Origin of the sequence: Aeromicrobium jepli (genome assembly GCF_047246605.1) — a bacterium.
Classification (GTDB): Bacteria; Actinomycetota; Actinomycetes; order Propionibacteriales; family Nocardioidaceae; genus Aeromicrobium.
The window spans coordinates 90,210-111,900 of the sequence record NZ_JBFOKO010000003.1 but is presented as its reverse complement, the minus strand read 5'-3'; the positions used below and the strand labels follow the sequence as shown (position 1 = coordinate 111,900).

The 21,691-nt window shown below is 64.5% G+C and carries 22 protein-coding genes; 16 read left to right on the top strand and 6 right to left on the bottom strand.

Features of this window, described 5'->3' with window-relative positions; translation table 11 throughout:
- Nucleotides 1–14: 14 nt before the first annotated feature.
- The 5 genes from AB3M81_RS07230 (at nucleotide 15) to AB3M81_RS07210 (ending at nucleotide 5,114) form a co-directional block, all read left to right on the top strand.
- Complete coding sequence (locus tag AB3M81_RS07230) at nucleotides 15–3,242, top strand: FtsK/SpoIIIE domain-containing protein (protein ID WP_412903256.1); 3,228 nt, start codon at nucleotides 15–17, stop codon at nucleotides 3,240–3,242.
- The gene (locus tag AB3M81_RS07225) at nucleotides 3,242–3,751 is read left to right on the top strand and encodes a hypothetical protein (RefSeq protein ID WP_412903255.1); all 510 of its coding nucleotides are present in this window, start codon (nucleotides 3,242–3,244) and stop codon (nucleotides 3,749–3,751) included. Before AB3M81_RS07230 ends, AB3M81_RS07225 begins: the two co-directional genes overlap by 1 nt.
- Before the next feature lie 76 nt (nucleotides 3,752–3,827).
- Nucleotides 3,828–4,343 (top strand): hypothetical protein, encoded by a 516-nt coding sequence (locus AB3M81_RS07220; RefSeq protein ID WP_412903254.1) that lies wholly within the window; start codon nucleotides 3,828–3,830, stop codon nucleotides 4,341–4,343.
- On the top strand, nucleotides 4,340–4,507 hold the full coding sequence (locus tag AB3M81_RS07215) for a hypothetical protein (protein ID WP_412903253.1): 168 nt from the start codon (nucleotides 4,340–4,342) through the stop codon (nucleotides 4,505–4,507). The genes AB3M81_RS07220 and AB3M81_RS07215 overlap by 4 nt, the downstream gene beginning before the upstream one ends.
- A 31-nt stretch (nucleotides 4,508–4,538) precedes the next feature.
- On the top strand, nucleotides 4,539–5,114 hold the full coding sequence (locus AB3M81_RS07210; protein ID WP_412903252.1) for a hypothetical protein: 576 nt from the start codon (nucleotides 4,539–4,541) through the stop codon (nucleotides 5,112–5,114).
- Nucleotides 5,115–5,117: 3 nt separating this feature from the next.
- On the opposite strand, the gene AB3M81_RS07205 is transcribed toward AB3M81_RS07210, so the two are convergent.
- The 4 genes from AB3M81_RS07205 to AB3M81_RS07190 form a co-directional block, all read right to left on the bottom strand.
- Complete coding sequence (locus AB3M81_RS07205) at nucleotides 5,118–5,510, bottom strand: hypothetical protein (protein WP_412903251.1); 393 nt, start codon at nucleotides 5,508–5,510, stop codon at nucleotides 5,118–5,120.
- A 49-nt stretch (nucleotides 5,511–5,559) separates the two neighbouring features.
- A complete protein-coding gene (locus AB3M81_RS07200; RefSeq protein ID WP_412903250.1) occupies nucleotides 5,560–6,054 on the bottom strand; it encodes a hypothetical protein in 495 nt (164 codons plus the stop codon).
- A gap of 14 nt (nucleotides 6,055–6,068) precedes the next feature.
- On the bottom strand, nucleotides 6,069–6,533 hold the full coding sequence (locus tag AB3M81_RS07195) for a hypothetical protein (RefSeq protein WP_412903249.1): 465 nt from the start codon (nucleotides 6,531–6,533) through the stop codon (nucleotides 6,069–6,071).
- Nucleotides 6,534–6,643: 110 nt separating this feature from the next.
- A complete protein-coding gene (locus AB3M81_RS07190; RefSeq protein WP_412903248.1) occupies nucleotides 6,644–7,468 on the bottom strand; it encodes a hypothetical protein in 825 nt (274 codons plus the stop codon).
- An 82-nt stretch (nucleotides 7,469–7,550) separates the two neighbouring features.
- Between AB3M81_RS07190 and AB3M81_RS07185 the strand changes: the two genes are divergently transcribed.
- The 4 genes from AB3M81_RS07185 (at nucleotide 7,551) to AB3M81_RS07170 (ending at nucleotide 9,749) form a co-directional block, all read left to right on the top strand.
- Entirely contained in the window at nucleotides 7,551–7,751 is a 201-nt protein-coding gene (locus AB3M81_RS07185; protein ID WP_412903247.1) for a hypothetical protein, read from the top strand.
- A 92-nt stretch (nucleotides 7,752–7,843) separates the two neighbouring features.
- A complete protein-coding gene (locus AB3M81_RS07180) occupies nucleotides 7,844–8,743 on the top strand; it encodes a metallophosphoesterase family protein (protein ID WP_412903246.1) in 900 nt (299 codons plus the stop codon).
- Nucleotides 8,744–8,852: 109 nt separating this feature from the next.
- Entirely contained in the window at nucleotides 8,853–9,272 is a 420-nt protein-coding gene (locus AB3M81_RS07175; RefSeq protein WP_412903245.1) for a hypothetical protein, read from the top strand.
- A gap of 81 nt (nucleotides 9,273–9,353) precedes the next feature.
- Nucleotides 9,354–9,749 (top strand): hypothetical protein, encoded by a 396-nt coding sequence (locus AB3M81_RS07170; protein ID WP_412903244.1) that lies wholly within the window; start codon nucleotides 9,354–9,356, stop codon nucleotides 9,747–9,749.
- Nucleotides 9,750–9,756: 7 nt separating this feature from the next.
- On the opposite strand, the gene AB3M81_RS07165 is transcribed toward AB3M81_RS07170, so the two are convergent.
- Both AB3M81_RS07165 and AB3M81_RS07160 read right to left on the bottom strand, forming a co-directional pair.
- Nucleotides 9,757–11,403, bottom strand: a complete 1,647-nt coding sequence (locus AB3M81_RS07165; RefSeq protein ID WP_412903243.1) for a vWA domain-containing protein — start codon at nucleotides 11,401–11,403, stop codon at nucleotides 9,757–9,759.
- A gap of 114 nt (nucleotides 11,404–11,517) precedes the next feature.
- Complete coding sequence (locus tag AB3M81_RS07160) at nucleotides 11,518–12,711, bottom strand: MarP family serine protease (RefSeq protein ID WP_412903242.1); 1,194 nt, start codon at nucleotides 12,709–12,711, stop codon at nucleotides 11,518–11,520.
- 783 nt (nucleotides 12,712–13,494) lie between these two features.
- On the opposite strand from AB3M81_RS07160, the gene AB3M81_RS07155 reads away from it, so the two are divergent.
- The 7 genes from AB3M81_RS07155 to AB3M81_RS07125 all read left to right on the top strand — a co-directional run bounded on the left by AB3M81_RS07155 (nucleotide 13,495) and on the right by AB3M81_RS07125 (nucleotide 21,545).
- Complete coding sequence (locus AB3M81_RS07155) at nucleotides 13,495–15,402, top strand: RecB family exonuclease (protein WP_412903241.1); 1,908 nt, start codon at nucleotides 13,495–13,497, stop codon at nucleotides 15,400–15,402.
- Nucleotides 15,403–15,518: 116 nt separating this feature from the next.
- Complete coding sequence (locus AB3M81_RS07150; RefSeq protein WP_412903240.1) at nucleotides 15,519–15,986, top strand: hypothetical protein; 468 nt, start codon at nucleotides 15,519–15,521, stop codon at nucleotides 15,984–15,986.
- A 124-nt stretch (nucleotides 15,987–16,110) separates the two neighbouring features.
- Complete coding sequence (locus AB3M81_RS07145; protein WP_412903239.1) at nucleotides 16,111–16,485, top strand: hypothetical protein; 375 nt, start codon at nucleotides 16,111–16,113, stop codon at nucleotides 16,483–16,485.
- On the top strand, nucleotides 16,482–17,303 hold the full coding sequence (locus AB3M81_RS07140) for a hypothetical protein (protein ID WP_412903238.1): 822 nt from the start codon (nucleotides 16,482–16,484) through the stop codon (nucleotides 17,301–17,303). The genes AB3M81_RS07145 and AB3M81_RS07140 overlap by 4 nt, the downstream gene beginning before the upstream one ends.
- Before the next feature lie 177 nt (nucleotides 17,304–17,480).
- The gene (locus AB3M81_RS07135) at nucleotides 17,481–17,909 is read left to right on the top strand and encodes a hypothetical protein (RefSeq protein WP_412903237.1); all 429 of its coding nucleotides are present in this window, start codon (nucleotides 17,481–17,483) and stop codon (nucleotides 17,907–17,909) included.
- Between the two features lie 4 nt (nucleotides 17,910–17,913).
- On the top strand, nucleotides 17,914–19,017 hold the full coding sequence (locus AB3M81_RS07130; RefSeq protein WP_412903236.1) for a hypothetical protein: 1,104 nt from the start codon (nucleotides 17,914–17,916) through the stop codon (nucleotides 19,015–19,017).
- Nucleotides 19,017–21,545, top strand: a complete 2,529-nt coding sequence (locus tag AB3M81_RS07125; RefSeq protein ID WP_412903235.1) for a helicase HerA-like domain-containing protein — start codon at nucleotides 19,017–19,019, stop codon at nucleotides 21,543–21,545. Before AB3M81_RS07130 ends, AB3M81_RS07125 begins: the two co-directional genes overlap by 1 nt.
- Nucleotides 21,546–21,691 lie beyond the last annotated feature (146 nt).

Genomic DNA, 21,691 nt, shown 5'->3' with positions numbered 1-21,691 from the left:
GCATGAAGAAGGACATGGCGAACGACATCGTGCACGTCAAACTCCCGCCCGGGTTTGACCCCAAGAAGCACCTTGGCGCGCTGCGTCGACGCATCGAGCAGGAACACGGCGACGGGTTCGAGATCCGGTCCGTGAACTTGAAGTCCAACCGTGCGACCGCCGTCCGTCAGTCCACCATCACCGAGGTGTCCGACGACACCGGCAAGTACCTCGAAGTCAACCTTCCCGCGAACACCAAGCCCGCGGACGGCGACAAGATCGCCATCCAGTTGAAGTCCACCCATCCCGGCTACGAGATGACGAAGTTCGAGCCGTTCCTCGGGACCGCGCTCCTCACCAAGACCGACGCCGCGACCTCCCATGCCCGCGCCTCGATCGCGAACGCGCTCGGTGTGAAGACGTGGGAAGTGCAGGTCGAACCACGACGCGACGGTGGCTACAACATCGAACTGCCGATGACGTACGTGCCGTCGAAGCACGACGAGAAGTTGGACGAGGTGGCGACCGCGATGGTCGGCCAGCCCGGCTGGTACGTGAAGACGAACGCGCTCAAGCGCACGGCCGCGATCATCCCGTCCGAGCCGCCCACGTTCCCCGGTGTCATCCCGTTCCCGTTCGCCGAGTTGAAGCGCGCTCCGCGAGACAAGTTGCTCATGGGCATGCAGTTGGCTGAACCCGGCGCCGACAACGAGCCCCTCTACCTCGACTTCGAGGCAGCCCCACACACGCAGATCTCGGGTACCTCAGGATCCGGCAAGTCGGTCACCTTGAACACAATGATCACCGGCGTGCTTGCCGGTGGTGCCGAGTTGGTCATCATCGACCTCGCGCACAAGGCCCAGCCGCTCACCACCCGCATCCCCGTGCCGATCAGTGACCGGTTCAAGGATGGGTGGGCTCTCCTCGGCGACCTGCAGCCCGGAGACTCCGTGTACGCGGCCGACGGATCCATCGCACTCGTGTCCAGCCTTGCACCCATCGAGTACGACGCTGACGTGTACGAGGTCGAGTTCTCCGACGGGCAGATCGTTAAGGCGGACGGACAGCACTTGTGGCCTGTCCAGAACCGAACCGATCGGGCGCGCCTGAGCCCTTCCTATATCGAGGGTCGCGAAAAGGCTCATCGCGAGGCTGTCGCTCGCATCGAGGAACGAGTCGTACCCCTGCGTGACCGCGCCCGGGAAGCAGTTAAGTCGAAGCAGAAGGCGAACACCGCTGGACTCGCTGAAATCATCGGCAAGGGAACCGCGTACGCAGCCCAGTTGGTCAAGAAGATGAACACCCCGTTCATCGAGGTGCCGTCCAACGGCAAGACGGCCCGGTTCTACTCCGTGGACGAGTTCCTCACCGGCTACATCCACGTCCTCGAGAACAGTGTCCGTTCCGGTGAGCCAGTCCCCGCGTACCGGTTGGAGACCACCGAGACCATTGCCCAGAACCTCCGGGTCACCAAGAAGGGCCTCCTGAACTACTCGGTACCGCACGCCGCCCCCGTGGGCGGAGACGACCTCGACCTTCCCATCGCCCCGTACATCCTTGGCGCGTGGCTCGGCGACGGATCCAAGAACACCGGCCAGATCACCTCCGGCGTACAGGACGCCGAGGAGATGGCCGAAATTCTCAGCGACGAGTGGGGTCACCCGGTTCGCTGGCTCAAGGGACGCGAAGGCATCATCGCCACTCTCGCGTTGCCTCGACCCGACGACCACCTGTGCCCGTACGGACACGACGACTTCCGCGAGAACACGAACGGCACCCGCTCCTGCCGTACCTGCCTCCGTGTCGGCGGTCAGGACGGGCCCAAGAACTACAGCCTGTACTCCCTCCTCGAACGAGAGGGACTTCGCAACAACAAGCACATCCCCGCGGAGTACCTGCGCGCATCGTTCCAGCAGCGGCTCGCACTCCTACAGGGCCTCATGGACACCGACGGATCCGTGAACGAGAACGGCACCTGCCGGTTCATCGCCAGTAACGACGCGATCGCCGAGGGCGCGCTCGAACTGGCGCGTTCTCTCGGAATCGCCGCGACCTCCACCAAGTGCCCCACGACGTACACGGTCAAGAACGAACACGGTGAGACCGAGCAGCGTACTGGCCGAGACACCAACGTCATCCAGTTCGTCACGAACCTGCCCGTGTTCAGACTCGCGCGGAAGGCGGAACGGCTCGCGGCCCGCACCGCGAAGACCCTCGAGCACCGGTTCATCGTGGACGTCCGCAAGGTCGAGTCTGAACCGGTCCGCTGCATCACCATCGACCACCCCGAGCACCTGTTCCTCACCGACGGATTCATCCCCACCCACAACTCCGTGGACTTCTTCTGGTGCAAGGACTTGGTTCGTGACGGCGGCTGGGGTTGCGCGTCGCTCGAACATCAGGTCACCGCGCTCGCCCTCGTCTACGAAGAGGGTCAGCGCCGCGCCAAGGTGCTCGCTGAGCGAGGCGTCACCAAGTGGACCGAACTGCCTCCCCGTGAGCAGTTCAAGCCGATCTTCGTGCTGTTGGACGAGGTGACCGGCCTGATCCAGATGGACGACAAGCCGCAGGGCGTCCCGAAGGACCACCCGATGATGCAGGAAGTGCTGCAGTCGAACCTGCTGCGCGCGACCCTGCTCGCCCACATGAAGAAGATCGCCGCCGAGATGCGATTCGTCGGCATCCGGCTCGTCCTCTCCTCGCAGGTCTCCTCGGTGAACACCGGCATCCCGACCGCGTTGCGCATGAACCTCGCGCAGAAGTTCCTCCTCGGCGCGAACCCGACCGACAACAACCGCAAGTTGGCTCTCTCGGACCCCACGAGCGTCCCGAAGGTTCCCGAGAACGTACGACAGGACGGCAAGGCCGCCAAGGGTGTCGGCGTCGCCGAACTCGAAGGTCAACCGCCGACGGTGTTCAAGTCGTTCTACGCACCGACCGAGGAACTGCGTAAGGCACTCGACCAGTTGGGGCTGCCGCGCACGTCCCGCCCCGAACCCACCCCGATGGAGATCGCCAAGCACACCCCGTCTCTCGACGACGAGGGCCCGGCTGCGGCTCCTGCGTACGAGGGCGAGCGTGCCCCGTCAGGACGTCCGGCTGCTGAGGTGCTCGCCGAAGTGAAGGCGAAGGAAGCCGCTGCGGGGATCGCGTGGGACAACGACGTCGACCCGGAGACCGGCAAGCGACTGACCGGCTGGGCGAAGGCCAACGCCAACCGTGCAGCCGCCAAGGCTGGCGGACAGAAGCCCAAGGAGAACTGATGGACGACCGCAGCAACATCGAGAAGATCTACGCCGGAGTGCTCGGCCGGTTCGAGAAACACTACGAGCGTCACGGCGCCCCGTTCCTCAAGGCGACGATCGGTGCCCAGCATCGCAACGTGCTCGTCCCGACGTACGTCGGCCAGTCCGGTCACCGGTTCTTCGGATGGCGCATGCAAGAGATGAAGGCCTTCGGTGGTCGCCTGCCCGCGTTCGTCGAGGCTGACCCCTCTCGCGACATGGCGACCAACGACGAGATCGCGATGCAGTTCGCACGTCACATGAAGGAATTGTCCGGCTTCGTGGTCGAAACAGACCTGCGTTCCTTCTCCCTTGACCCGGCGTACCTCACGAACCGGATCGTCCCGTGGGTCATCACAGTTCGCCCGACCGACCTCGACGACGACTGGCAGTGGTCGACCGCCACGGAACTGCGCTCCTACATGCACTCCGCGGTGTTCGCCGGAGTCGTGAACATCCTCGACCGCGAGTTCCGGCCGAGCCAGTGACAGCCACACCCCGGGCGTGCGCCATGTTCCCGCAGACCTTCAACGAGAAGGCCCGGGACCGACGTTGGGAGTTCGCGTGAGCGCAGAGATCATCGACACGTACGACGACACGACCTCTCCTGCGCTCGCGTTCATCGGGTACATCGAATCGATCCTGACCGACGACATCGACGGCATGAACCAGTTCGAGAAGACGTTCGGCCGTAACTACATGGGTGTCGGTGCCGCAGCCATCTGCCTCGTGACCGTCTCGGTGTTCGAACGTCCCGAGTTCGTGCTCCTGCAGGCCCGTCAGACGTACGCCGGGTTCACCACCTCGCCGACGAAACGAGCCAGCCAACGGTTCATCGAAGACCTCCTCGAGTCGTACGCCCATCAGGAGGTGCATGAGCATGAGCATGACGATGACGACGGGCATATGCACTCGTTCGGGATCGACCTGACGTTCGGGCGCACCCCACGAGTGCGGTACCTGCGTGCTCTCGCGGCGGTCTCCATCACCCTCATCGCGACCCTCGAAACGCATTCGGGGCACTCCATCGAGGCACAGTTGATCGACATGCGGCGCCACTTCATGCCGAGCCCGGCATGAACACGACCCTCGCCGGGCACATCGACCGGCTCACACAGGACCGGGCCCGCATCAACCGACTGCTGACCGCCCAACCGCTCACCAGCGATGACGAGCATGCTCTCGGTCAGATGGTGTACGACATCGACGACCTGATCGACGAGTGCTCCCACTGGTCGGCGTAGAAGTCAGCATCCCGAGCGGCATAGATCTGGCATGAAGCCGTTCACCCATGCCGTCGTGCTGTCCTCCTTGCTGCTCGCCACGGGCACCTCCGTGTTCGGGTACTTCGACCACGACAACGCGGCGTTGGACCGTCTCGGCGAGTACGCCAGTGAGGTGGACGTCGCGCAGGGCCGCTACGACGCGCTCCGCGACGTGTGGGTCAAGCAGGTCGGCGACACGATCCTCACCTCGGACCAGTACAAGGCGTTCGAGGCCGAGCAGGTCGTCATGAACGAGGCGCTCGTAAACGAGTCCAGTGAGTCCGCCGAAGCCGACGCGCTCGACGGGTTCCGACTGTTCTGGCACAAGGATGACGCGAAGCCCCTCATCAAGAAGGTTCACGAGGCTGACCTCATCCATGCCGCGAACTCCGGCGTGAACTCGCTCGTCACGATGGCCGCCTCCACATGTGAGGGAAACATCCTGACGAAGGATCAGTACGCCGCCGCCGGTCTGGACACCGCGGCCGGTATCGCCACGTACGACTCCGTGGTCAAGGCGTGGAAGTCCAACGAGGCCGCCTGCGACGCGCTCGAGGAAGTGTTGAAGCGCGTCGCACAGTCGTGAGGTCTACCAGCCGGAGTTGAGGACGTTCCGGGCAACCGCGAGCACTCGTTCGGGGTCGTAGCAGAACACGTCCGCTGGTGTTTCGTCCTCCAACTGAGGGCAGGGGCGCACCATCCAGAAGAACAGGTCTGCGGAGTCCATTTCGGACAGCATCGCGACCATGTTCAGGTACTTGATTTCAGGGGCGACCTGACCGTCGCAGAACTGGAACCCCGGGAATCGCGGGCGCCCTGAACGGTCGATGGCGAGAAGGTCACCGCGACGCACGAGGATGAGGGTCGCTTCTTGCGAGTATCCGACGATCTCGCTGGCCTCGGCGAGGGACATGAGCCCGTGCCGGTCGATGGTGTCCTGACTTGCTGAACGCATGTCCGGGACGATGATTCCCCTCACCATGATGACTGCCCATGATAGCGCAGGAGCGCCATCGTTGGAGGGGTGAGCATCAAACGGCTCGAAGGTGCCCGGCGGCGGGCAGGGTGTCGTCCCACAGGTCGGTCTGGAGGTACTCGCCGTACAGGTTGTAGGCGATGTCCCGCAGAGCGGCTCGGGAGGACGTGTCGTTCATGAGGACGCGCCACACCCAACGCGGGATGCCGTCGTCGGCGAACTGGCCGGTCTCGAGGAGGGTGAGGAGGTGGTCGGTGTGCCACGTGCCCTCGGCGGTTCCCTTGATGGGTGACAGGTCGGCGTTCACGATGTGCCGCAGGAACGCCTCTGGGGACGGGAAGTTGAATTGCTTGGGGCGCGGACGTTCGGACACGGCCTCGATGATGACGTCCTGACTGTTGCCGAACTGGTTGTCCAGCACGACCAGTGACACGGTCGCCATCGCGGGTGTCATGGTGTCGTCGGGGGTCGACTCGAAGGTGAACTCCCACCGTTCGGCCGACACCTTGTGCCGGGCGACGTTGGTGGGGGTCAGGTCGCGTGCCGTCACGTCCGCGCCCACGGTCACAGGCCCTTGCCTGTCGGGGGCGTGTATCCGCGATGACCTCCGGCGGCGGTCTTCATGCCGAACGCCTTGGCCTTGATCTGCGAGGGGCGACGCGAATCGGTCTGCAGGAGGTACTTGTTGGCGAGTCGGATGACGACGTTGCCGATGAGGCCGAAGGGCAGCCAGCCGAAGGCGATGATCATGCCGAATGTGTCGAACCACGTGGCGCCGTCGGACAGCGTGGGGCGGAAGTCCCACGGGATGGTGTCGGGCCAGTACGTGGGTGCGAGGAACAGCAGGAAGATGATCGGGGCGACGATGAGGAACCAGTACAGGAGCGACTCGAACGCCGAGAGCAGTCGGATGGGTGCCTTGCGGGGCTTGTCGTTGGCGTGGAAGCCGTAGGGCCAGTCCTCGGTTCTGCCGTAGGGGTTCTCGCGCGTGCGCTCGATCTTCTCCGGCAGCGGGGGCGGCTCAGTCACATGATTGTTCACGAGGTCTCTATGCCGTCGACTGCGCTGACATCGAAGCGAAAACAACGAGAGGCGCCCCGACTGACGGGACGCCTCTCACTGCGGTTGACCGGGTTGGGTTACCGACCCATGTAGGTCCATTCCTTGCCGGAGTCGTTGTTGTAGCAAGACGCGTAGTAGGCCATCTGGCCCACCTCGTCGGCGTAGACACGCTCACGCTTGCCGTACACCCACTCCTTTCCGCCTCGACGGAAGATCCGCTCGACGGTGTAGTCATCGGCCGGGGTGAGACGGACGCGCACGTGGTAGCCGTAGGAGACGGGCAGTTCGATGCCGTCCTTGATGGGGATGACCTTGCCGCCGGAGATGGACAGCACGTTCATGAACCCGATCTGGTCACGGATGGTGCGTCGCTCATCGCCGGTGATCTCCCAGTCGTCCGGGATGGGCGGGGCGTCGTCGATCTTGGAGCGCAGGTATTCGGTGTCTGCGTCGGTGGCGGCCAACTCCTCGGCGGTCACGGTGACCGGGTCTGCTGCGACCTTGGCGGCCTCGTCAGCGGTGTAGTCGGTGTACCACTCGCGCACGACGTCGATGACTTCCTGCTGGGCGTCCACATCGACGTCCTTGTCGAGGGCGTCAGCCTTGACGACCGCGGTGTCGTACTGGTCGAGCGCGGCCCGAGCCTTGTCGGCGAGCGGTCCGTCACCATCGCGGATCTCCTCAGCGAAGTCAGTGATGAGGGAGAACTCCTCGGGGCCCTCGTCACCTGCCGAGACGGCGATGTCCCAGTTGCCGAGCGCGTACATGGCGCGGACACCGGGCTTGTCGAACAGGTTCGAGGGGTTCAGTTCCGAACGGGTCGGTTCACCCTTCGCGGTCTCCTGAAACCCCTGCTTGCCCTTCTCGACGTTGATCTTGCGGCCGTTGCTGTCTGTGGTCATGTCTGTCAGGTGTGCGGGGTTGGCCCGGTGGTCGTCGCATGTTCCTGATCGAGATCCTGTTCCCTCACACCCTTAGATAGACATGAGCAAGCGCACCAAGACCCCCGCCGTCGTCATCCCCGGTTCGACCCGCGAGATGCGCGCTGCCGCTGACGCCCACCGACGCTCCGGCGCCGCGGGCATCCACTCCGACCAGCGAGCGAAGAACCGTGGCGCCCTGCGCGGCAACCGTCAGACGACGCGTTCGTCGATTCGTCGCGCCGCCATCGCCGACTACCGTTGAACCCTGCCTCTGCCCTGTGTCCGCACACCGGACTGCATAGAGGAATCGAATGCAGTCGCCGCGTCGCTGCGCCCCGACAGTCAGAGAGCCGCATGGACCAGCCCTACCCGAACCTGCACGACATCGCCCCCACGCGAGTCCTAATCTGCGGTGACTGGCATGGCGACACCCGTCACGCCAAGGCGGCGATCGCTCTCGCCGACCGCGTGGGAGCCGACGGCATCCTTCACGTCGGAGACTTCGGCTGGTCATGGAAACGTGACCACCCGAAGACGTTCAACGTCCCCGTAGAGGAAGAACTCGCCAAGCGTGACATCTTCCTCATCTGGGCTGACGGCAACCACGAGAACCACAAGGCAATCCGTGACATCACGCCACGTAAGTCCGACGGGTTCGTACCAACCGGTGACTCCGGTCGCTTGTTCTGGGCGCCCCGGGCACACCGGTGGAACTGGCTCGGTGTGGAGTTCGCCGCGATGGGCGGTGCGATGTCGGTCAATCGTGAGGACTACACCGAGGGCGAGACCTTGTTCTCCGACCTCGAGGAGGTCAAACCCGGGGACGTCGAACTGCTCGGCGACGTCAAGGTGAACGTCATGCTCACCCATGACGTCCCGGCGGGAGGCTACGTGTTCAAGCACATGCACTTCCCGCCGTGGGTCGAACGACAGGCGTACGAGTCCCGTGAACTTCTCCGGCTCGCCGTGGAGAACACCCGCCCCGATCTGGTGTTCTCCGGGCACTGGCATCAGCGTGTCACCAGCCGGATCGAACGTCTCAGTGACGGCGGCGAGACAACCATTCACGTGCTCCACATGAACGGTCACGATTCGAACGCAGTGATCGTAGATCTGCCCGGTCTGGGGCTTATAGAAGGTACAGAGCGGGAGGGCTGGCACCACTGGACCAGACGTGGTGAGAAGCAAGCCAAAGCAGCCGAAGCCCGCCGCCTCTACCGCCTAGCACAGCAAGCATCCAACCCACCAGAATAGCCGAAACCGGCTCACATTCTGAGACGACTTTTCACTGCGGTTCCAGTGGAAATGCGACACCTGTTCGAAAAGTGATCGAACAGGTGTACGAAACATGCCTTAACTAGGTATGAAGAACAAGACGCAGGTCGTCCTGAGCGCCACGAAGGCGGGTGCCCGGACTGTCGCACACGCCTTCGAGCCGGTCAGTCACGGCATGACGTTCTTGCTGTTCACGTTCGTCTTCGTCGCGTTGGCCTACCTGTCCCCCGCAACCCCGGTGGTCGAGTACAAGCCCGCCCAGCCGGGTGTGGGTGTCTGCCAGCCGAACGCGCTGAACAACTGGTGCGCCCCGGTCAACGACCCGCAGGTCGCCAAGGCTGTCAAGGCGCTCGAGGCCAAGGGTTTCGACTGCTCGGACAACTCGACCATCACCGACACCATCATCTTCCAGCACAAGGCTGACAAGAGGGTGGAGGTCGTGGACTTCGACACCGCATTCGTGTACGGCAAGAAGGGTCTGGGCTGGAACCAGAAGTTCTGCAAGTAGTCATCGTCTCCCGAACGCCGCCGCAGCATCACGCTCGGCGGCGTTCGCCATGTCACCTGCGTTTTGTCGCATAGATCGTGCATGACTACCGACACCCCGGACCAGATCCAGCACCACGAACTGGTCCTCGACGAACGTCGCCGCGAAGCGATGGAGAACGTCGCCACATCCCTGCGCGATTCGATGGGTGGGCGCGACTTCAAGTCCGTCACCTTGAACGTCACCCGCACCGAGGACGGTTCGATCAGCGAACTGGTGTCGGTCACCGACCAGTACGGCGGCGTCGTCGTCGAGGAGCCTTCGGCGAAGGTTCACGAGCACATCCTGTGGGCTCGTGTCTGCCTACGCCTGCCCGACACCACCTCCTTCGAGACACTCGTCTGCACGATCACTGCGGGCGACGGCGAGGACAAGGTTCACGTGGCGCCGACGTACCCGGCCGGGTACAAGGTCCAGTTCGTCATCCCCACCGCCTGAACGAACCTCACATCGCGACCGGGGTCGTCTCGGTCTCGTTGTCCACGGGTACATGGACGTACTTGATGAACTCGGGCACCGACTGCGGTCCCGGGTCGTTGAGTGCGCACACGGCCGCGATGACCTTGATGGTCGGCGGCTCGGACGGCCACGGTGTGCAACCGTCGGTCAACACCACGATGAAGTCCGGGCGCTCGTTCTTCGGGCGCGCCTCAGCCGCCTTGATACCGACGGTCATGTCGGTGCCGCCGCGACCCTTCACGTGCGCGATGGACGCCGCACCCTTGTAGTCCACCGAACGCTGCACCTTCGCGTCCACGTCGGTCACGACCAGATCCTTGCCCCGGATGCCGCAGCGTCGCGCGATGGCTTCGACCTCGCGGGACACGAACGCGAACTCGCGGGCGCTCATGGACCCGGACGTGTCTCGGATGATCTCGACCTTGACGACGGGTTCGACCTGTCCGGGGTACATGGCCCTGCCGCCGCCGACTCGAACGTCGTGACGACGACGGTTCGTCTTGGCGCGGCTGTAGTCGCGCTGTCCGCGCCGGAACGCGACCTCACGGCGGAACAGGCCTCCGATGAGGTTCTGCCACGGCAACGGGGACGGCTCGATGATCGTCTCGGCCATCTCGACGAGGCCGCCGGGGACGTTCCCTCGGGACTTGTGTTCCTTGATCTCGTGGGCGGTCTGGATGCGGACGCGCTCACGCTCGACATCATCGAGTGCATCGGCCGCGCCGCCGAGGTCGTCGTTCTCGTCCAGTTCGAAGGGTGCGGACTCGCCGCCGGAGCCGGAGCCACACCCCTTGAAGTCGTTGGGGTCGAATCCGCCCGCGCCCTGACCCTCACCTGTGCCACTGCCGGACCCCTGACCTTCACCGGTGCCGTTCTGGGACGGGCACGTGCAGTCGGGGCCGCTCTGGTCACCGGAGGCGCCGGGGGCGTGCTGCTCACCTCCCTGACCGCCCTGCTGACCCTGCTGACCCTGCTGACCCTGCTGGGACTGCCCGGGGCTGTTTTGGCCCTGCTGACCGTCCTGCGGTCGGCTGCTCTGGTCACCGTGCTGCGGGCAGTTCGGGTCGGTGCTGTCGGACTTGCGACCCTTGTCCTCCTTCTTGTTCTTCTCGTCGCGCTTCTGCTGCTCGCGGACCATCTTGCGGATGATCTGGAAGTAGAACGCGCCCGGCTTGCCGTTCGGGGCGCCGAGTTGCGCGGGCATCGGATCCTCGCCCGTCGCGAACGACATGCAGCCCGCGTCCACCAGATCGTCGTTGATGGAGGCGTCGGCCGCGAAGTTCCACTGGCCTCGCTCGTGCGGCAGGACGTGAAGGTCGTTCGCCATGTCGGCGTGTGCGCTCAGCAGGTGCAGGCACTCGTGCAGCAGCGACTCGACGTTCCAGCGGGAGCCACGCTTGGCGACCTCATCGAAGCCGATGTAGAGGCGGTGGTACTGGTCCACGGCGTACGTGTTGAAGTTCGGGACGTTCACGACGCGCAGGCTGAACAGCAGCGCCGAGAAGTACGGCATCTCTTCGAGGGCGAGTGAACGCCACACCATGAACTGCTCGTACTGCTCGGGGGTCGGAGCGGACAGGCCGGACTGGCGTACCGCATGGGTGCGTCCCTTGCTGCCGTCGATGCTCGTCAACGTTGCCACAGTCGTATCTCCTGCCGTTGTATCCGTACAGCGGTACAAGCCCTCAAACGCAGGGCGGCCCGATCGCATCCCAGATGGTGGACACGACCGGACCGTCCTACTTGCTCACTTGGCGACGCACTCGGTCTTCGAGGCGAGATTCTCCTTCGCATCGACGGCCTTGCGGGCGATGTCGATGACCTGCGGGACGGTCAGCACCTGAGCGGTGTTGTTCGACACGACCGTGGCGAAGACCACGCCGATGACCTTGCCGTCGAGCGAGACGAGCGGGCCACCGGAGTTGCCCGAGCGGACCACCGCGTCCGCCACATGAACGGCACGCTCGTGAGTGCCACGGCCGTACACGTCAGGGCCTCGCAGGGTGATGTTGCGGGTGATCTGGGCGCCACGGGCGTCGAACGGGCCGCCGAGCGGGTAACCCATGACGATGCCCTTCTGTCCACGGATGGCGTTCAGGTCGAACGACAGCGGCTTGATGGGCAGCCCATCGACTCGCAGGACGGCCACGTCGAGGCGCTCGTCGAACGCGACGACCTTGGCGACCCACTTCAAGCCGTTGGACTCGACGATGGGCTTGGCGATACCGGCGACGACGTGAGCGTTCGTCATCACGAGCCCCTTGCTGTACACGAAGCCGGTGCCGGTGATGTCGAGAGCGGAGCAGCCGACGTGACCGGAGATGCGAACCACGGAGTCCTTCGCCGCGGCGGTCACGGGTGACTTCATGGCCTCCTCGTCCGACGGCGCATCGACGTCAACCTCACGCTCGATGACGGGGGTGACGAACTTGTCGAAGCCGTTCTCGAGCAGGCCGCTGCTGATTCGCAGGAGTCGGTTGTCGGCCGAGTCGGGCACGATGCTGTCGATGGCGGTGAGCACCTTGGAGGACTGAATCTGGTGCGACGCGGGGGTGACGCCGACGGCGCCGGAGAACGCGATGACCCAGCCGAGCGTGGCGACGCAGACGGCGTTGAAGACGGTGCCGAGAGCGCGGTCGACGCCGGTGAAGACCTTGCCGACCTTCTCCGCGGTGAGGCGCTTGCCGACGAGCGAGCCGAGCGTCTGACCGAGGACCGACATGAACAAGATGGTGCCTGCACCGGCCGTGAAGATGAGGCCCGAGGCGATGGAGTCGGGGGCGTCGAAGTCGCCGAACAGCAGGCGGATGGCGAGCAGCGAGATGGCCCCACCGGTGAGCACGCCGACGATCTCGGCAGCGCCTCGGACGAACCCACGGCGGGCGCCGAGGGCGATGTAGATGACCGATGCGAGGACGAAGATGATGTCGATGATGTTCATGTCAGGTGGCTCCTTGGGTGTTCGCTCACCTGTTTAAGACCCGTCGGTGGGTACTTCTCGATCACGCGCGCGCGGGCGCGTACGCGTGCGCGCGCGTGACAGCCGTAAGGCACGCTTATGGATGCGGACCTCACGCGTAAGGAGATACCCCGCACACCAACTAGTTGTGCACAACAGGTTAGTGCCCTAACGATCGGTTGAGAGAGGCGAATCCGGGTTTTCGAGCCCGAGAGTTGGATCTGGCTCCAACGTGGTCCAACTGTCTGGAGCCAAGATTTTGTCTGCGCTTTGAGCCCAAAACGGACGCTGGGTCCAAAATACCAACTTTTCCCGTACCCCCTCCCTTATACAGAGACCCCGTCTCAATCTCAGTCTGAGATTTTGAGATGAGAAGCCCCCTAGTAGTAGTAGATCTATTTTGGATCTTTGGATCCAAGTAAGTAAGTAAGTAAGAACGGCCCGGTTTTCCAGCCAAAATCTTGGCTCCAGATTCCCTCGATTTTCTGGAGCCATGCTGGAGCCACTGGAGCCAAGGTCGTTTCGGCTGTAACCGGCCGTTACGGGCCGCGTCGAGTTCGCCTCTCCCCCACCACCGGTCACCACCGACCGGTACATCACCATGCCCATCGGCACCCCTCGTCGCGACCTCGATGTCACCGGCCCGACCCGCATAGATCCCACGAGCAACGCCCAGCCGAACCCACGTGCGGAAGAAGTCCGCCGAAGTGATCGAGCCGGGCCCACGAGTGGCCTTGACCGGGTCATGGGAAGAGAGACGCATCCATGAGCGACACCTTGACGCGAGCCCCGGAGAAGACCGAGGTGAACCTGCCCGACGTCGTCGCGTGGGACAACGACCACCTCGTCATCCTCGACCATGCCATCACCGAGCAGGTCGAGCGCAAGGCCCTGTCACCATCAACGTCCAAGTCGATGGCGTCGTGCCGAGCCCGCTGGCTCGCCGACCGTCTCCTGCCCGACAACGACGACCGGTTCGCTCCCGCGCCCCTTGGCACGTCCGGCCACCTCATCCTCGAACGGTTCTACGACCTTCCCCCGGCCGAGCGGACCTCCGACCGGCTCATGCTGCTGCTGTTGGAGAACGCCGACGAGGAGTACCCCGTCATCGACGAGGACGGCAACCCCATCGCTCTCGACCCGGCGACCGTCGCGGAGAAGCAGCGCTGGATCGGTGCCGTCTACGACAAGATCCAGCGCATCTTCGAGATGGAGGCCCCTCAGAGCGTCTCCGTCCGTCAGACCGAGATGCCGATCGATGAGGTCGAGATCGCGGGCGTCCCCTTCAACGGCCACATCGACCGCGTGGACGACGTGTTCGACGAGAACGGCAACTACATCGGCGTCAAGGTCATCGACTACAAGACCGGAAACCCGCCCAAGAGCCTCAAGTTCGGTGACGACCACGGCGACCAGATGCGCCTGTACAAGTTGGCGTACGAAGCCAAGTACGGCGTCACTGTCGTCGAAGCGACGCTGTACTACACGGCCGTCGGCAAGGTCCGCAACGTGCCAATCAGCAAGGCCGCTCTCAACAAGACGTTGAAGGCGTTCGTGGCGTCGTGGAAGGCGCACAACGACTCGATCGCTCAGGAAGCGTTCATCACGAAGCCGACGCCGTTGTGCGGCTGGTGCCCGCTGGTGAACTCCTGCCCGTCGGCGATCAAGGACGACGGCACCAAGTACGTGCCCAAGGCCGAGGGCATCCCCACGTTCGAGGAACTGCCCGTGCGGCACCTGTCCGCCATCGAGGCCGAGAACGCGCCAGTGCCCGACGCGCCCGCGGACGTCGAGTTCGAGTTCGACGACCTGCGCATGCTCGCGGCGTCGGCTGTCATCGCTCCAACTTCCGGCGTCGAAGGTGAGCAGAACGCACCTGCCGGGCCCACTCGCATTGCAGAGCCGGTCGTGTACCCGACCATCACCGGTCCTGAGCCGGTCGAGTTCGCTCCCCCGGCCGAGGTCGTCCTTGGCACCGGCCAGCCCGGCGAGTACGCACCGACGACGCAGGCATACGAGGTCGCGCAGCCGGTCACTTCGATGCCCGCACCGGCATCCGACGTGATCGAGAACGGGCCATCTGAGGCCTTGACCCCAGTAGCAGAACCGCCGGTCGAGGTGGCCGCGCGTACCACACGCCGAGGCGTCAAGACGTTGAAGGAGAACACCCTCATGACCCAGATGTTCGCACCGGAGTTGGACAAGCCGTGGGATCCGCGTGACCCCAACTCCCTGCCCCCGAACGCCCCCGACGCGACCGCCCTGTTCGGTCTGGTCAACACCGCGTCGGAGATCATCGCCGACAACGGATACCCGCTCGACAAGACGACCCTGCGCGCCATGAGCGGCATCCTCGCCAAGATCGTCGCCGACGCCGAACTGGCGATCAGCGGACGCATCGACTGGGCCAGCGGCCTCAACACCCGCCTGCGAGGCGCGCTGCACTCGCACCTGTCCAAGCACCCCATGCCGGTCGGCACGGGCGACAACGGCGAACTCATCGAGAAGTGGATGAGCGAGGCCACCGAGTCCATCATCCTCGTCGCCAACACCGTCGTCGCGATGTTCACCCGTGGCCTCGGCGAGTCCGGCGCGCACGCGTTCACGACCAGCGCCGGAGCCAAGACGTTCGCGATGGCCCCGCAGACCAAGACGGACGAGCCGCCGTTCTGAGAACTTCCGCCGGGCGGTGACCCCACGGCAGGACAAGCCTGCCACGCCGCCCGGTGGGAGCGTCACCTTGTTGGCGCTCAGGAAGAAACACACCACTACAACAGGAAGAGATACGCATGAGCGACAACAACACCGCCGTGATCATCGCCTCGGCCATCGCCGCCGCCGGGGAGAAGGACGCGGGCTACGAGGCCCGAGTCAAGGCCAAGATCGCCGAGATCGCCGTCGCGATCAACGACGAGTCGTACATCAAGGCTGCCGAGGCCGTCCTGAACGCCAAGGTGTTCACCGGCATCGTCGAGTCGATGGTCCTCGAGGAGACCTCCAAGCGTGGCGTGCTGACGCTCATCACGCAGCCGTCGTCGTTCCACCCCGACGGCAAGGAGACGGTCCGCACCGAGCGCACCGACTTCGACGAGTCGGTCCTGCCGATGATGCGTCACATCCGCGACAACCTCAAGGGTCACAAGGTCGCCGTCTGGATCGAGATGCAGCCGTCGGCCGACAACACGCGCAAGTTCCGCGTGCTGCGCCACATCAAGGATCTCGGCGTCCCCGCCGAGGCCGTCGCGCAGGCGGGCTGACCCGACAGGGCACCAAGGATGGTCCCGCTCCCGGCTTCACCACACGGTGGGGCATGGGAGCGGGATTGTCCCGTTAGCCCTGCCGCATCTGGATAGGCATACAGACCGAACCGAGGAGGCGATGATGGCGAAGAACAAGGCGAAGGAACGTCGCGCCCACTTCCAGTCGATCGAACGGTCGGAGAACTCCCAAGGCACGTGCGCCGACATCGGCAAGCAGATGTTCTACACGCGTCGGGCTGCGAAGAAGTACGGCAAGAAGGCATTCCCCGGCGAGAAGCACCTGTCGGCGTACCCGTGCGGTGACCACTTCCACTTCGGTCACCTACCCGATGAGGTCGTCGCCGGGAAGGTGGACCGGTCTGTCCTGTCGTCGCCACGCCGCCCGAACCTCGTGGTCGTGCCCCAGCGTGACCCGATCGAGTTCGCTGAACCGACTCCCCCGGCCCGGATCCCATCCCCGGCTGAACTGGCCGCTCGTAGTCGGGTGGCGTCATGAACGACGTGAACGGCATGTCTGACGAGCCGATCTATCTCGCTGGCGGCGAATCGATCCTCGAGGTCGCCGCCCGGGTGGACCGCTCCTACTGGTACTCAGGCGCGTCGGTCGCGTCACAAGCCAAGGGCGTCGCGAACGCTGTCGCCCCACTGGTGTTGGAGGCGTCCGACGTGGACAAGGGCTTCCACATGGCGTTGCGGACCCCGCTGGCGGACTGGCTGACCGAGAAGTTCAGCCACGGCGTCGCCAAGGTCACCCAAGCCGACATCGACATGGCGGTCGCGAAGTGCAACGCGTCCATCCCGCCGATCGAGACGGTACGGGAGGCCGCTGAGACCGAGGGCGTCATCCGGGTCGGGACGAAGCACTACTGGGCTCAGGGCCTGCTCTCGTACATGGGTGAGCGGCAGTTCCTCGCGTCGCGCAACCGCGAGATCACCGAGGCGCTCACGTACATGCTCGACCGGACGACCCATCTGGACAAGCGGGTCGCGGACCGGACCAAGCAGATCACCGACACGCTCGCATCGTGGGCTGCCCGTCGCGGGTACCGTCCCGCCCGCGAACTGTCCGTCCCGGTCATCACTCCCGGGTCCACGTACTTCGGTCGTCACGATCTGGTGATCTTCCGCAAGCCCGCCCCGTCCATCGTCATCGAGATCGACTCGCAACCGAACGAACGGTCGGTCCCGAAGTTGGATTTCGCGTACAAGTCGGGCGCCATCCCGATGTGGATCCGGTGGAACAAGGGTGACGCCGAAGACCCGAACACCGGCGTGACCGTGATCGACTTCTGCGACGTGCCCGCCGACGTGTGAGGTTGTCCCGGTTTTCACGATCGCTGAATTTTCACCACGAGTGAAAACTGTTCAATCTCGCTGCGTGTTCAGTTTCCCTGAACAGGCGCAAATCTTAAACACGAGCCGCCGGTCGATGTCGAGGCGTGGTTGTCGCATAGGAGCAGGTGACGAACAACGACACCTAGGAGACCCTCCATGTCCGACAACGGGCGCAAGAACGAACTCAGCCGAGCGAAGGTCCGCTCCATCGTGGACTACACCCTGACCGTGCAGGCTGCCAGCCCTGAGATCCGCGACCTCGCCATGCTCATCGTCGGGGTGAACAACGTCCGCGACTTCGTGGTCGCCAACCTGACCCGCGCGAAGGGTGAGACGAACGCGCTCGCCGACATCGACGCGCTCTCCAAGGCCAACCAGATCGATGCTGTCGTGGACGCGACCGAGATGGGCAAGGACCGCTTGAAGGCGATCTGGAAGACCCTCTCCGCGCTCGACATCGTGACCGGCGCCATGAACGCGTCCGACCCGAAGGCCGCGGGCGCCATCGTTCGTGCCCTCTCGGGTATGGACTACGAGCAGAAGCGCGAACTCGCGCAGGCCGCCGCCCTGCTGGGAGCGAACTGACCTCATGGCACGCAACAAGAAGCCCAAGAAGGCACCCCCGGGCGGCGACCCGCTCAACTGGGTGCACGAGCAGCAGGTTGATGCGCCTCGAGCGGACATGCCCGGGACGAAGAAGTTGACCAAGTCCGTCAAGTTCCACCGCAGGTTCATCAAGGCTGCCATCTTCATCCTGCCCGTCGCGCTGCTGTCGAACATCGTGCTCGTCGCGAACAGCCTCGGCGAGACTGAGGACACCACCGGGTACACCGGTCCGCCCGCCTCTCACACCACTGCGACCGTCGCGGTGAAGAAGTGGCTCTCGACGGACCCGTCCCCGCTGCCCGGTGGCGAGATCATCTCGTGGGACGAGTACAAGAAGACGCCGCTGCCCAAGGGTGAGGCCGCCAAGTCGATCACTGAGTCCGGCGTGAAGTCGGTCGAGGTGCATTCGTTCACTGTCGCGTCAGAGCAGGGCGTCCAGTATCAGGTGCAGGTCCAGTTGGCGGTCGGTGACGGCACCAGCGCCGCGACCGTCATCGGTGAGCCGTCGCTCGGCCCGATTGCCCCGGCGTTGGAGTCCATCGGAACGGAACTGTCCCCGTGGCCGACCCTGCCCACCGGTGCGGCACCCGACGAGGTCGACACGGCTGTGAAGGTGTGGGCCAAGGCGTTCTCCTCCGGTGACCCGGCCTTGCTGCTGAACACCGTCGGCGATTCCCGAAAGGGTGTCTCGTACGTGCCGCTCAACGGCATGATCCTCGATGAGGAGTCCACCTCCATCGTTCACGTCGGTGAGAAGTGGGGCGAGAACCAGAACCCGAACGAGGACGAGGCCCCCGAGCAGTTGCTCGTTCAGGTCGAGTTCGAAGGTTACTGGCCCGGAACGACGACCAGCACGAACCAGACCTCGCTGCCGAAGGTGACGTACGACCTGCTCGTCGACCGCGCTGACACCGCCTCCCCGCGTGTCGTTGCGTGGGCGGGCCCCGGCGGCGGCTACTGGCTCAAGCCGTACTCGAACGCCGTCACCGGTGTCGTGGTTTCGGCCGACGACCTGCCGGACGCGACCAACCCCGACACGGAGTCCGACACTGCCGATCCCGTCGAGGACGAGGAAGGTGATCTCTGATGGCGAAGAAGCCCAAGGCGAATCTCGCTGACCAGTTCGCCACCGAACCGATCTGGACCACGCAGATGCGTTCACGTCTTCTCGACGGTCGCCTGATGGGTGTCGACAACTCGATCTGGGTGTACCGCGAGGTGCCTCTCGGTCCGGTCGTCGATGCGGCCGACCCGATGGCCGCGTTGGAGGTCGCTCAACCGATCTTCGAGGCGTTCGAGGGTCTGGCTCAGATGGCGAACACGTCCGCCCCACGTCGCGTCGCCGCGAAGTCGTCGTACCGTGACGTTCACCTGCTGTTGGTGAACGTTCCGCAGGCGTACAAGCCGCCGATGAATCACCCGATCGCGCCGTACCTGCGACGTTCGTTCGGTCATCAGCGCGTCGACAAGCGTGTCCTTCTCCTCGGTGTCCGGCTCAACCCGGCAGTCGGTGGCGCCGAAGGTGGCTTCAAGGCGATGATCGAATCGGTCGTCGAGACGCTCACCATCGGTGGCGTTCCTCTGTCGGACTACGACAAGGACTTCAAGGCCGTCTCGGATCTGCTCGACCGGGCGGGTCTGCTGCCCGCGTCCGATGAGGCGATCCATCTGGCGAACGGCTGGTGGAACGCTGGCCGTAACCCGGACACGCCCACCCTCATTCACGAGGACCACCTGCACTTCTTCTCCACAGTGGACGCCATGCGCATGGCCGACAAGATTGGCGTGCGTGAGTGCAAGAAGTGGGACGAGGCGGGCATCCGCGACCAGACCTCGGTCACGTTCGCGAGCCTCGAGAACCTCGAACTGGGGTTCCTCGACCCGACTGACCCTCGCGCCACGTGGGTGTCGGACCTGCTGGACGCTGACGCCCTCGCGGTGTCGGTGCGCGGCAACATCGAACCTTCGACGGTCACCCGTAAGGAACTGCGACTGCAGAAGAAGCGGTACACCGACGACATCAACGAGCGTGTCCAGAACGGCAAGATGCAGTTGGCCGAGCAGAACGAGATGCTCGAAGTGCTCGGCTCGGTGGAGAACTACTACGGTTCCGGTCACGGATCCCCGACTCTGACGAACGCTTCGGTGCTCGTGGGTCTGAACGGTCAGCGTGAGGACTTGTCGCAGGACATCTGGCAGCACTCCCCCGTTCGTCTCGCCCCCATGTTGTTCCGTCAGCCCGGCGCGCACGCCGAGATGATGATCTGCTCGAACGTGCGCGCGAACCCGAACGTGCACGACTTCCCGTGCCAGACGGTCGCGTACTCGGGTATCCCGTCGCTGTCGTTCGTCGGTGACCGTGACCGCAACGGCGAGGGTGAAGGCGCGATGCTCGGCATGACGCAGCGTGACCGTCAACCCGCGTACCTGTCTCCCACGTCCGCGTCGCTCGGTGACACGCTCCCGCTCGGCATCATCGCGGGTGCGACCGGCTCAGGGAAGACGATGGTGCTGTTGAACCTCGCAGACCAGTATTCCCGCATGGGTCGACCGGTCATCATCATCGACCCGAAGACCGGCTCTGACCACAGTGAGGTCGTCAAGGCCGCGGGCGGTCAGGTCGCGTCGTTGGACGAACTGAGCAGGGCCGACGGCATCTTCGACCCCATCCGCTTCTCGGCGTCGAAGGACACCGGCGTGGACATGGCGGTCTCGATGCTCATGTCCATCAACCCGTGGGGACGCGACAAGGACGACATGGAGGTGCCGCTCCAGTACGCGATCCATCACGGTGTCGCTGCGGGCGCCGAGTGCATCGGTCAGGCCCTCACCATCGCCCAGAACGAGATCGGTCATGAACTGCCGCCCCACATGATCGAGGCCGTGTTCCGTGCCATGCAATCGTCGCCGATGTTCCGTGCGTGCGTCGGCATGAACCCGACCACGACGGGTCTGCGTGCCGCGAACGGCATCACGCTCATCAAGGTCGGCGACGGCCACCTCGACCTGCCCGAGCCGGGCGTCCCACCGAGCAACATCCAGCAGCGTGTCGCCGCCGCTCTGGTCCGCATGATGATCTTCGGTTCCGCGATGGCTCTGACGGGTCGCGCGGGCGTGGTCATGCTCGACGAGGCGTGGGTGTTCCTCGGTGCTGGCGCTTCGGAGGTGCAGCGTCTGGGTCGTCTGGCTCGTTCGCAGCAGGTGCTTCCGCTACTGTTCACGCAGCGAGTCACCGACGCGTTGAACGCTGGTCTGGCGGGCTTCATCTCCCGAGGCATCATCCTTCCCATCGAGGACAAGGACGAGGCGACAGCCGCGTGCCAGTTGTTCAAGTTGGAGCCGACGCCGGAGCGGATCGCGAAGATCACCGCGAAGGGCACCAAGTCGTCCACGAACGACAAGGCGCAGGTACCGAACTGGGATTCGATGCGTGCGCTGCGTGACCCGCAGACAGGGAAGGTACTTCGAGGCTCGGTCGCCATCTACTCGGACATGCACGGCCGTGCCGTCCCGGTGGAGATCACGTTGTCGGAGGAGTTCTTGGAACTCGCTTCGACGAACCCCGAGGACATCCGTCGCCGCAACGAGCGTCGGGCGCAGGCCGGGGCAGCCTGAGACCTCTCGGTCCACTTCCCCTGTGCGGGGCCACCTGTTGTTCGTCCTCCCGGTGGCCCCGCACACCTGTCTGCGCATGTGTGACCATTCCCCTCGGGCTCGAAACTTGGAGGAGATCCTCGTCGCGAGGTCGTTGCAGTCGGCGC

What these genes read in the sequence shown, in the direction of transcription:
- AB3M81_RS07205 (WP_412903251.1), bottom strand. Translation starts at nt 5,510, where the DNA reads ATGGTGAGGGGAATCATCGTCCCGGACATGCGTTCAGCAAGTCAGGAC.
- AB3M81_RS07130 (WP_412903236.1), top strand. Translation starts at nt 17,914, where the DNA reads ATGGCACGCAACAAGAAGCCCAAGAAGGCACCCCCGGGCGGCGACCCG.
- AB3M81_RS07190 (WP_412903248.1), bottom strand. Translation starts at nt 7,468, where the DNA reads ATGACCACAGACAGCAACGGCCGCAAGATCAACGTCGAGAAGGGCAAG.
- AB3M81_RS07160 (WP_412903242.1), bottom strand. Translation starts at nt 12,711, where the DNA reads ATGAACATCATCGACATCATCTTCGTCCTCGCATCGGTCATCTACATC.
- AB3M81_RS07125 (WP_412903235.1), top strand. Translation starts at nt 19,017, where the DNA reads ATGGCGAAGAAGCCCAAGGCGAATCTCGCTGACCAGTTCGCCACCGAA.
- AB3M81_RS07225 (WP_412903255.1), top strand. Translation starts at nt 3,242, where the DNA reads ATGGACGACCGCAGCAACATCGAGAAGATCTACGCCGGAGTGCTCGGC.
- AB3M81_RS07230 (WP_412903256.1), top strand. Translation starts at nt 15, where the DNA reads ATGGCGAACGACATCGTGCACGTCAAACTCCCGCCCGGGTTTGACCCC.
- AB3M81_RS07135 (WP_412903237.1), top strand. Translation starts at nt 17,481, where the DNA reads ATGTCCGACAACGGGCGCAAGAACGAACTCAGCCGAGCGAAGGTCCGC.
- AB3M81_RS07150 (WP_412903240.1), top strand. Translation starts at nt 15,519, where the DNA reads ATGAGCGACAACAACACCGCCGTGATCATCGCCTCGGCCATCGCCGCC.
- AB3M81_RS07145 (WP_412903239.1), top strand. Translation starts at nt 16,111, where the DNA reads ATGGCGAAGAACAAGGCGAAGGAACGTCGCGCCCACTTCCAGTCGATC.
- AB3M81_RS07185 (WP_412903247.1), top strand. Translation starts at nt 7,551, where the DNA reads ATGAGCAAGCGCACCAAGACCCCCGCCGTCGTCATCCCCGGTTCGACC.
- AB3M81_RS07140 (WP_412903238.1), top strand. Translation starts at nt 16,482, where the DNA reads ATGAACGACGTGAACGGCATGTCTGACGAGCCGATCTATCTCGCTGGC.
- AB3M81_RS07155 (WP_412903241.1), top strand. Translation starts at nt 13,495, where the DNA reads ATGAGCGACACCTTGACGCGAGCCCCGGAGAAGACCGAGGTGAACCTG.
- AB3M81_RS07175 (WP_412903245.1), top strand. Translation starts at nt 8,853, where the DNA reads ATGAAGAACAAGACGCAGGTCGTCCTGAGCGCCACGAAGGCGGGTGCC.
- AB3M81_RS07215 (WP_412903253.1), top strand. Translation starts at nt 4,340, where the DNA reads ATGAACACGACCCTCGCCGGGCACATCGACCGGCTCACACAGGACCGG.
- AB3M81_RS07210 (WP_412903252.1), top strand. Translation starts at nt 4,539, where the DNA reads ATGAAGCCGTTCACCCATGCCGTCGTGCTGTCCTCCTTGCTGCTCGCC.
- AB3M81_RS07170 (WP_412903244.1), top strand. Translation starts at nt 9,354, where the DNA reads ATGACTACCGACACCCCGGACCAGATCCAGCACCACGAACTGGTCCTC.
- AB3M81_RS07180 (WP_412903246.1), top strand. Translation starts at nt 7,844, where the DNA reads ATGGACCAGCCCTACCCGAACCTGCACGACATCGCCCCCACGCGAGTC.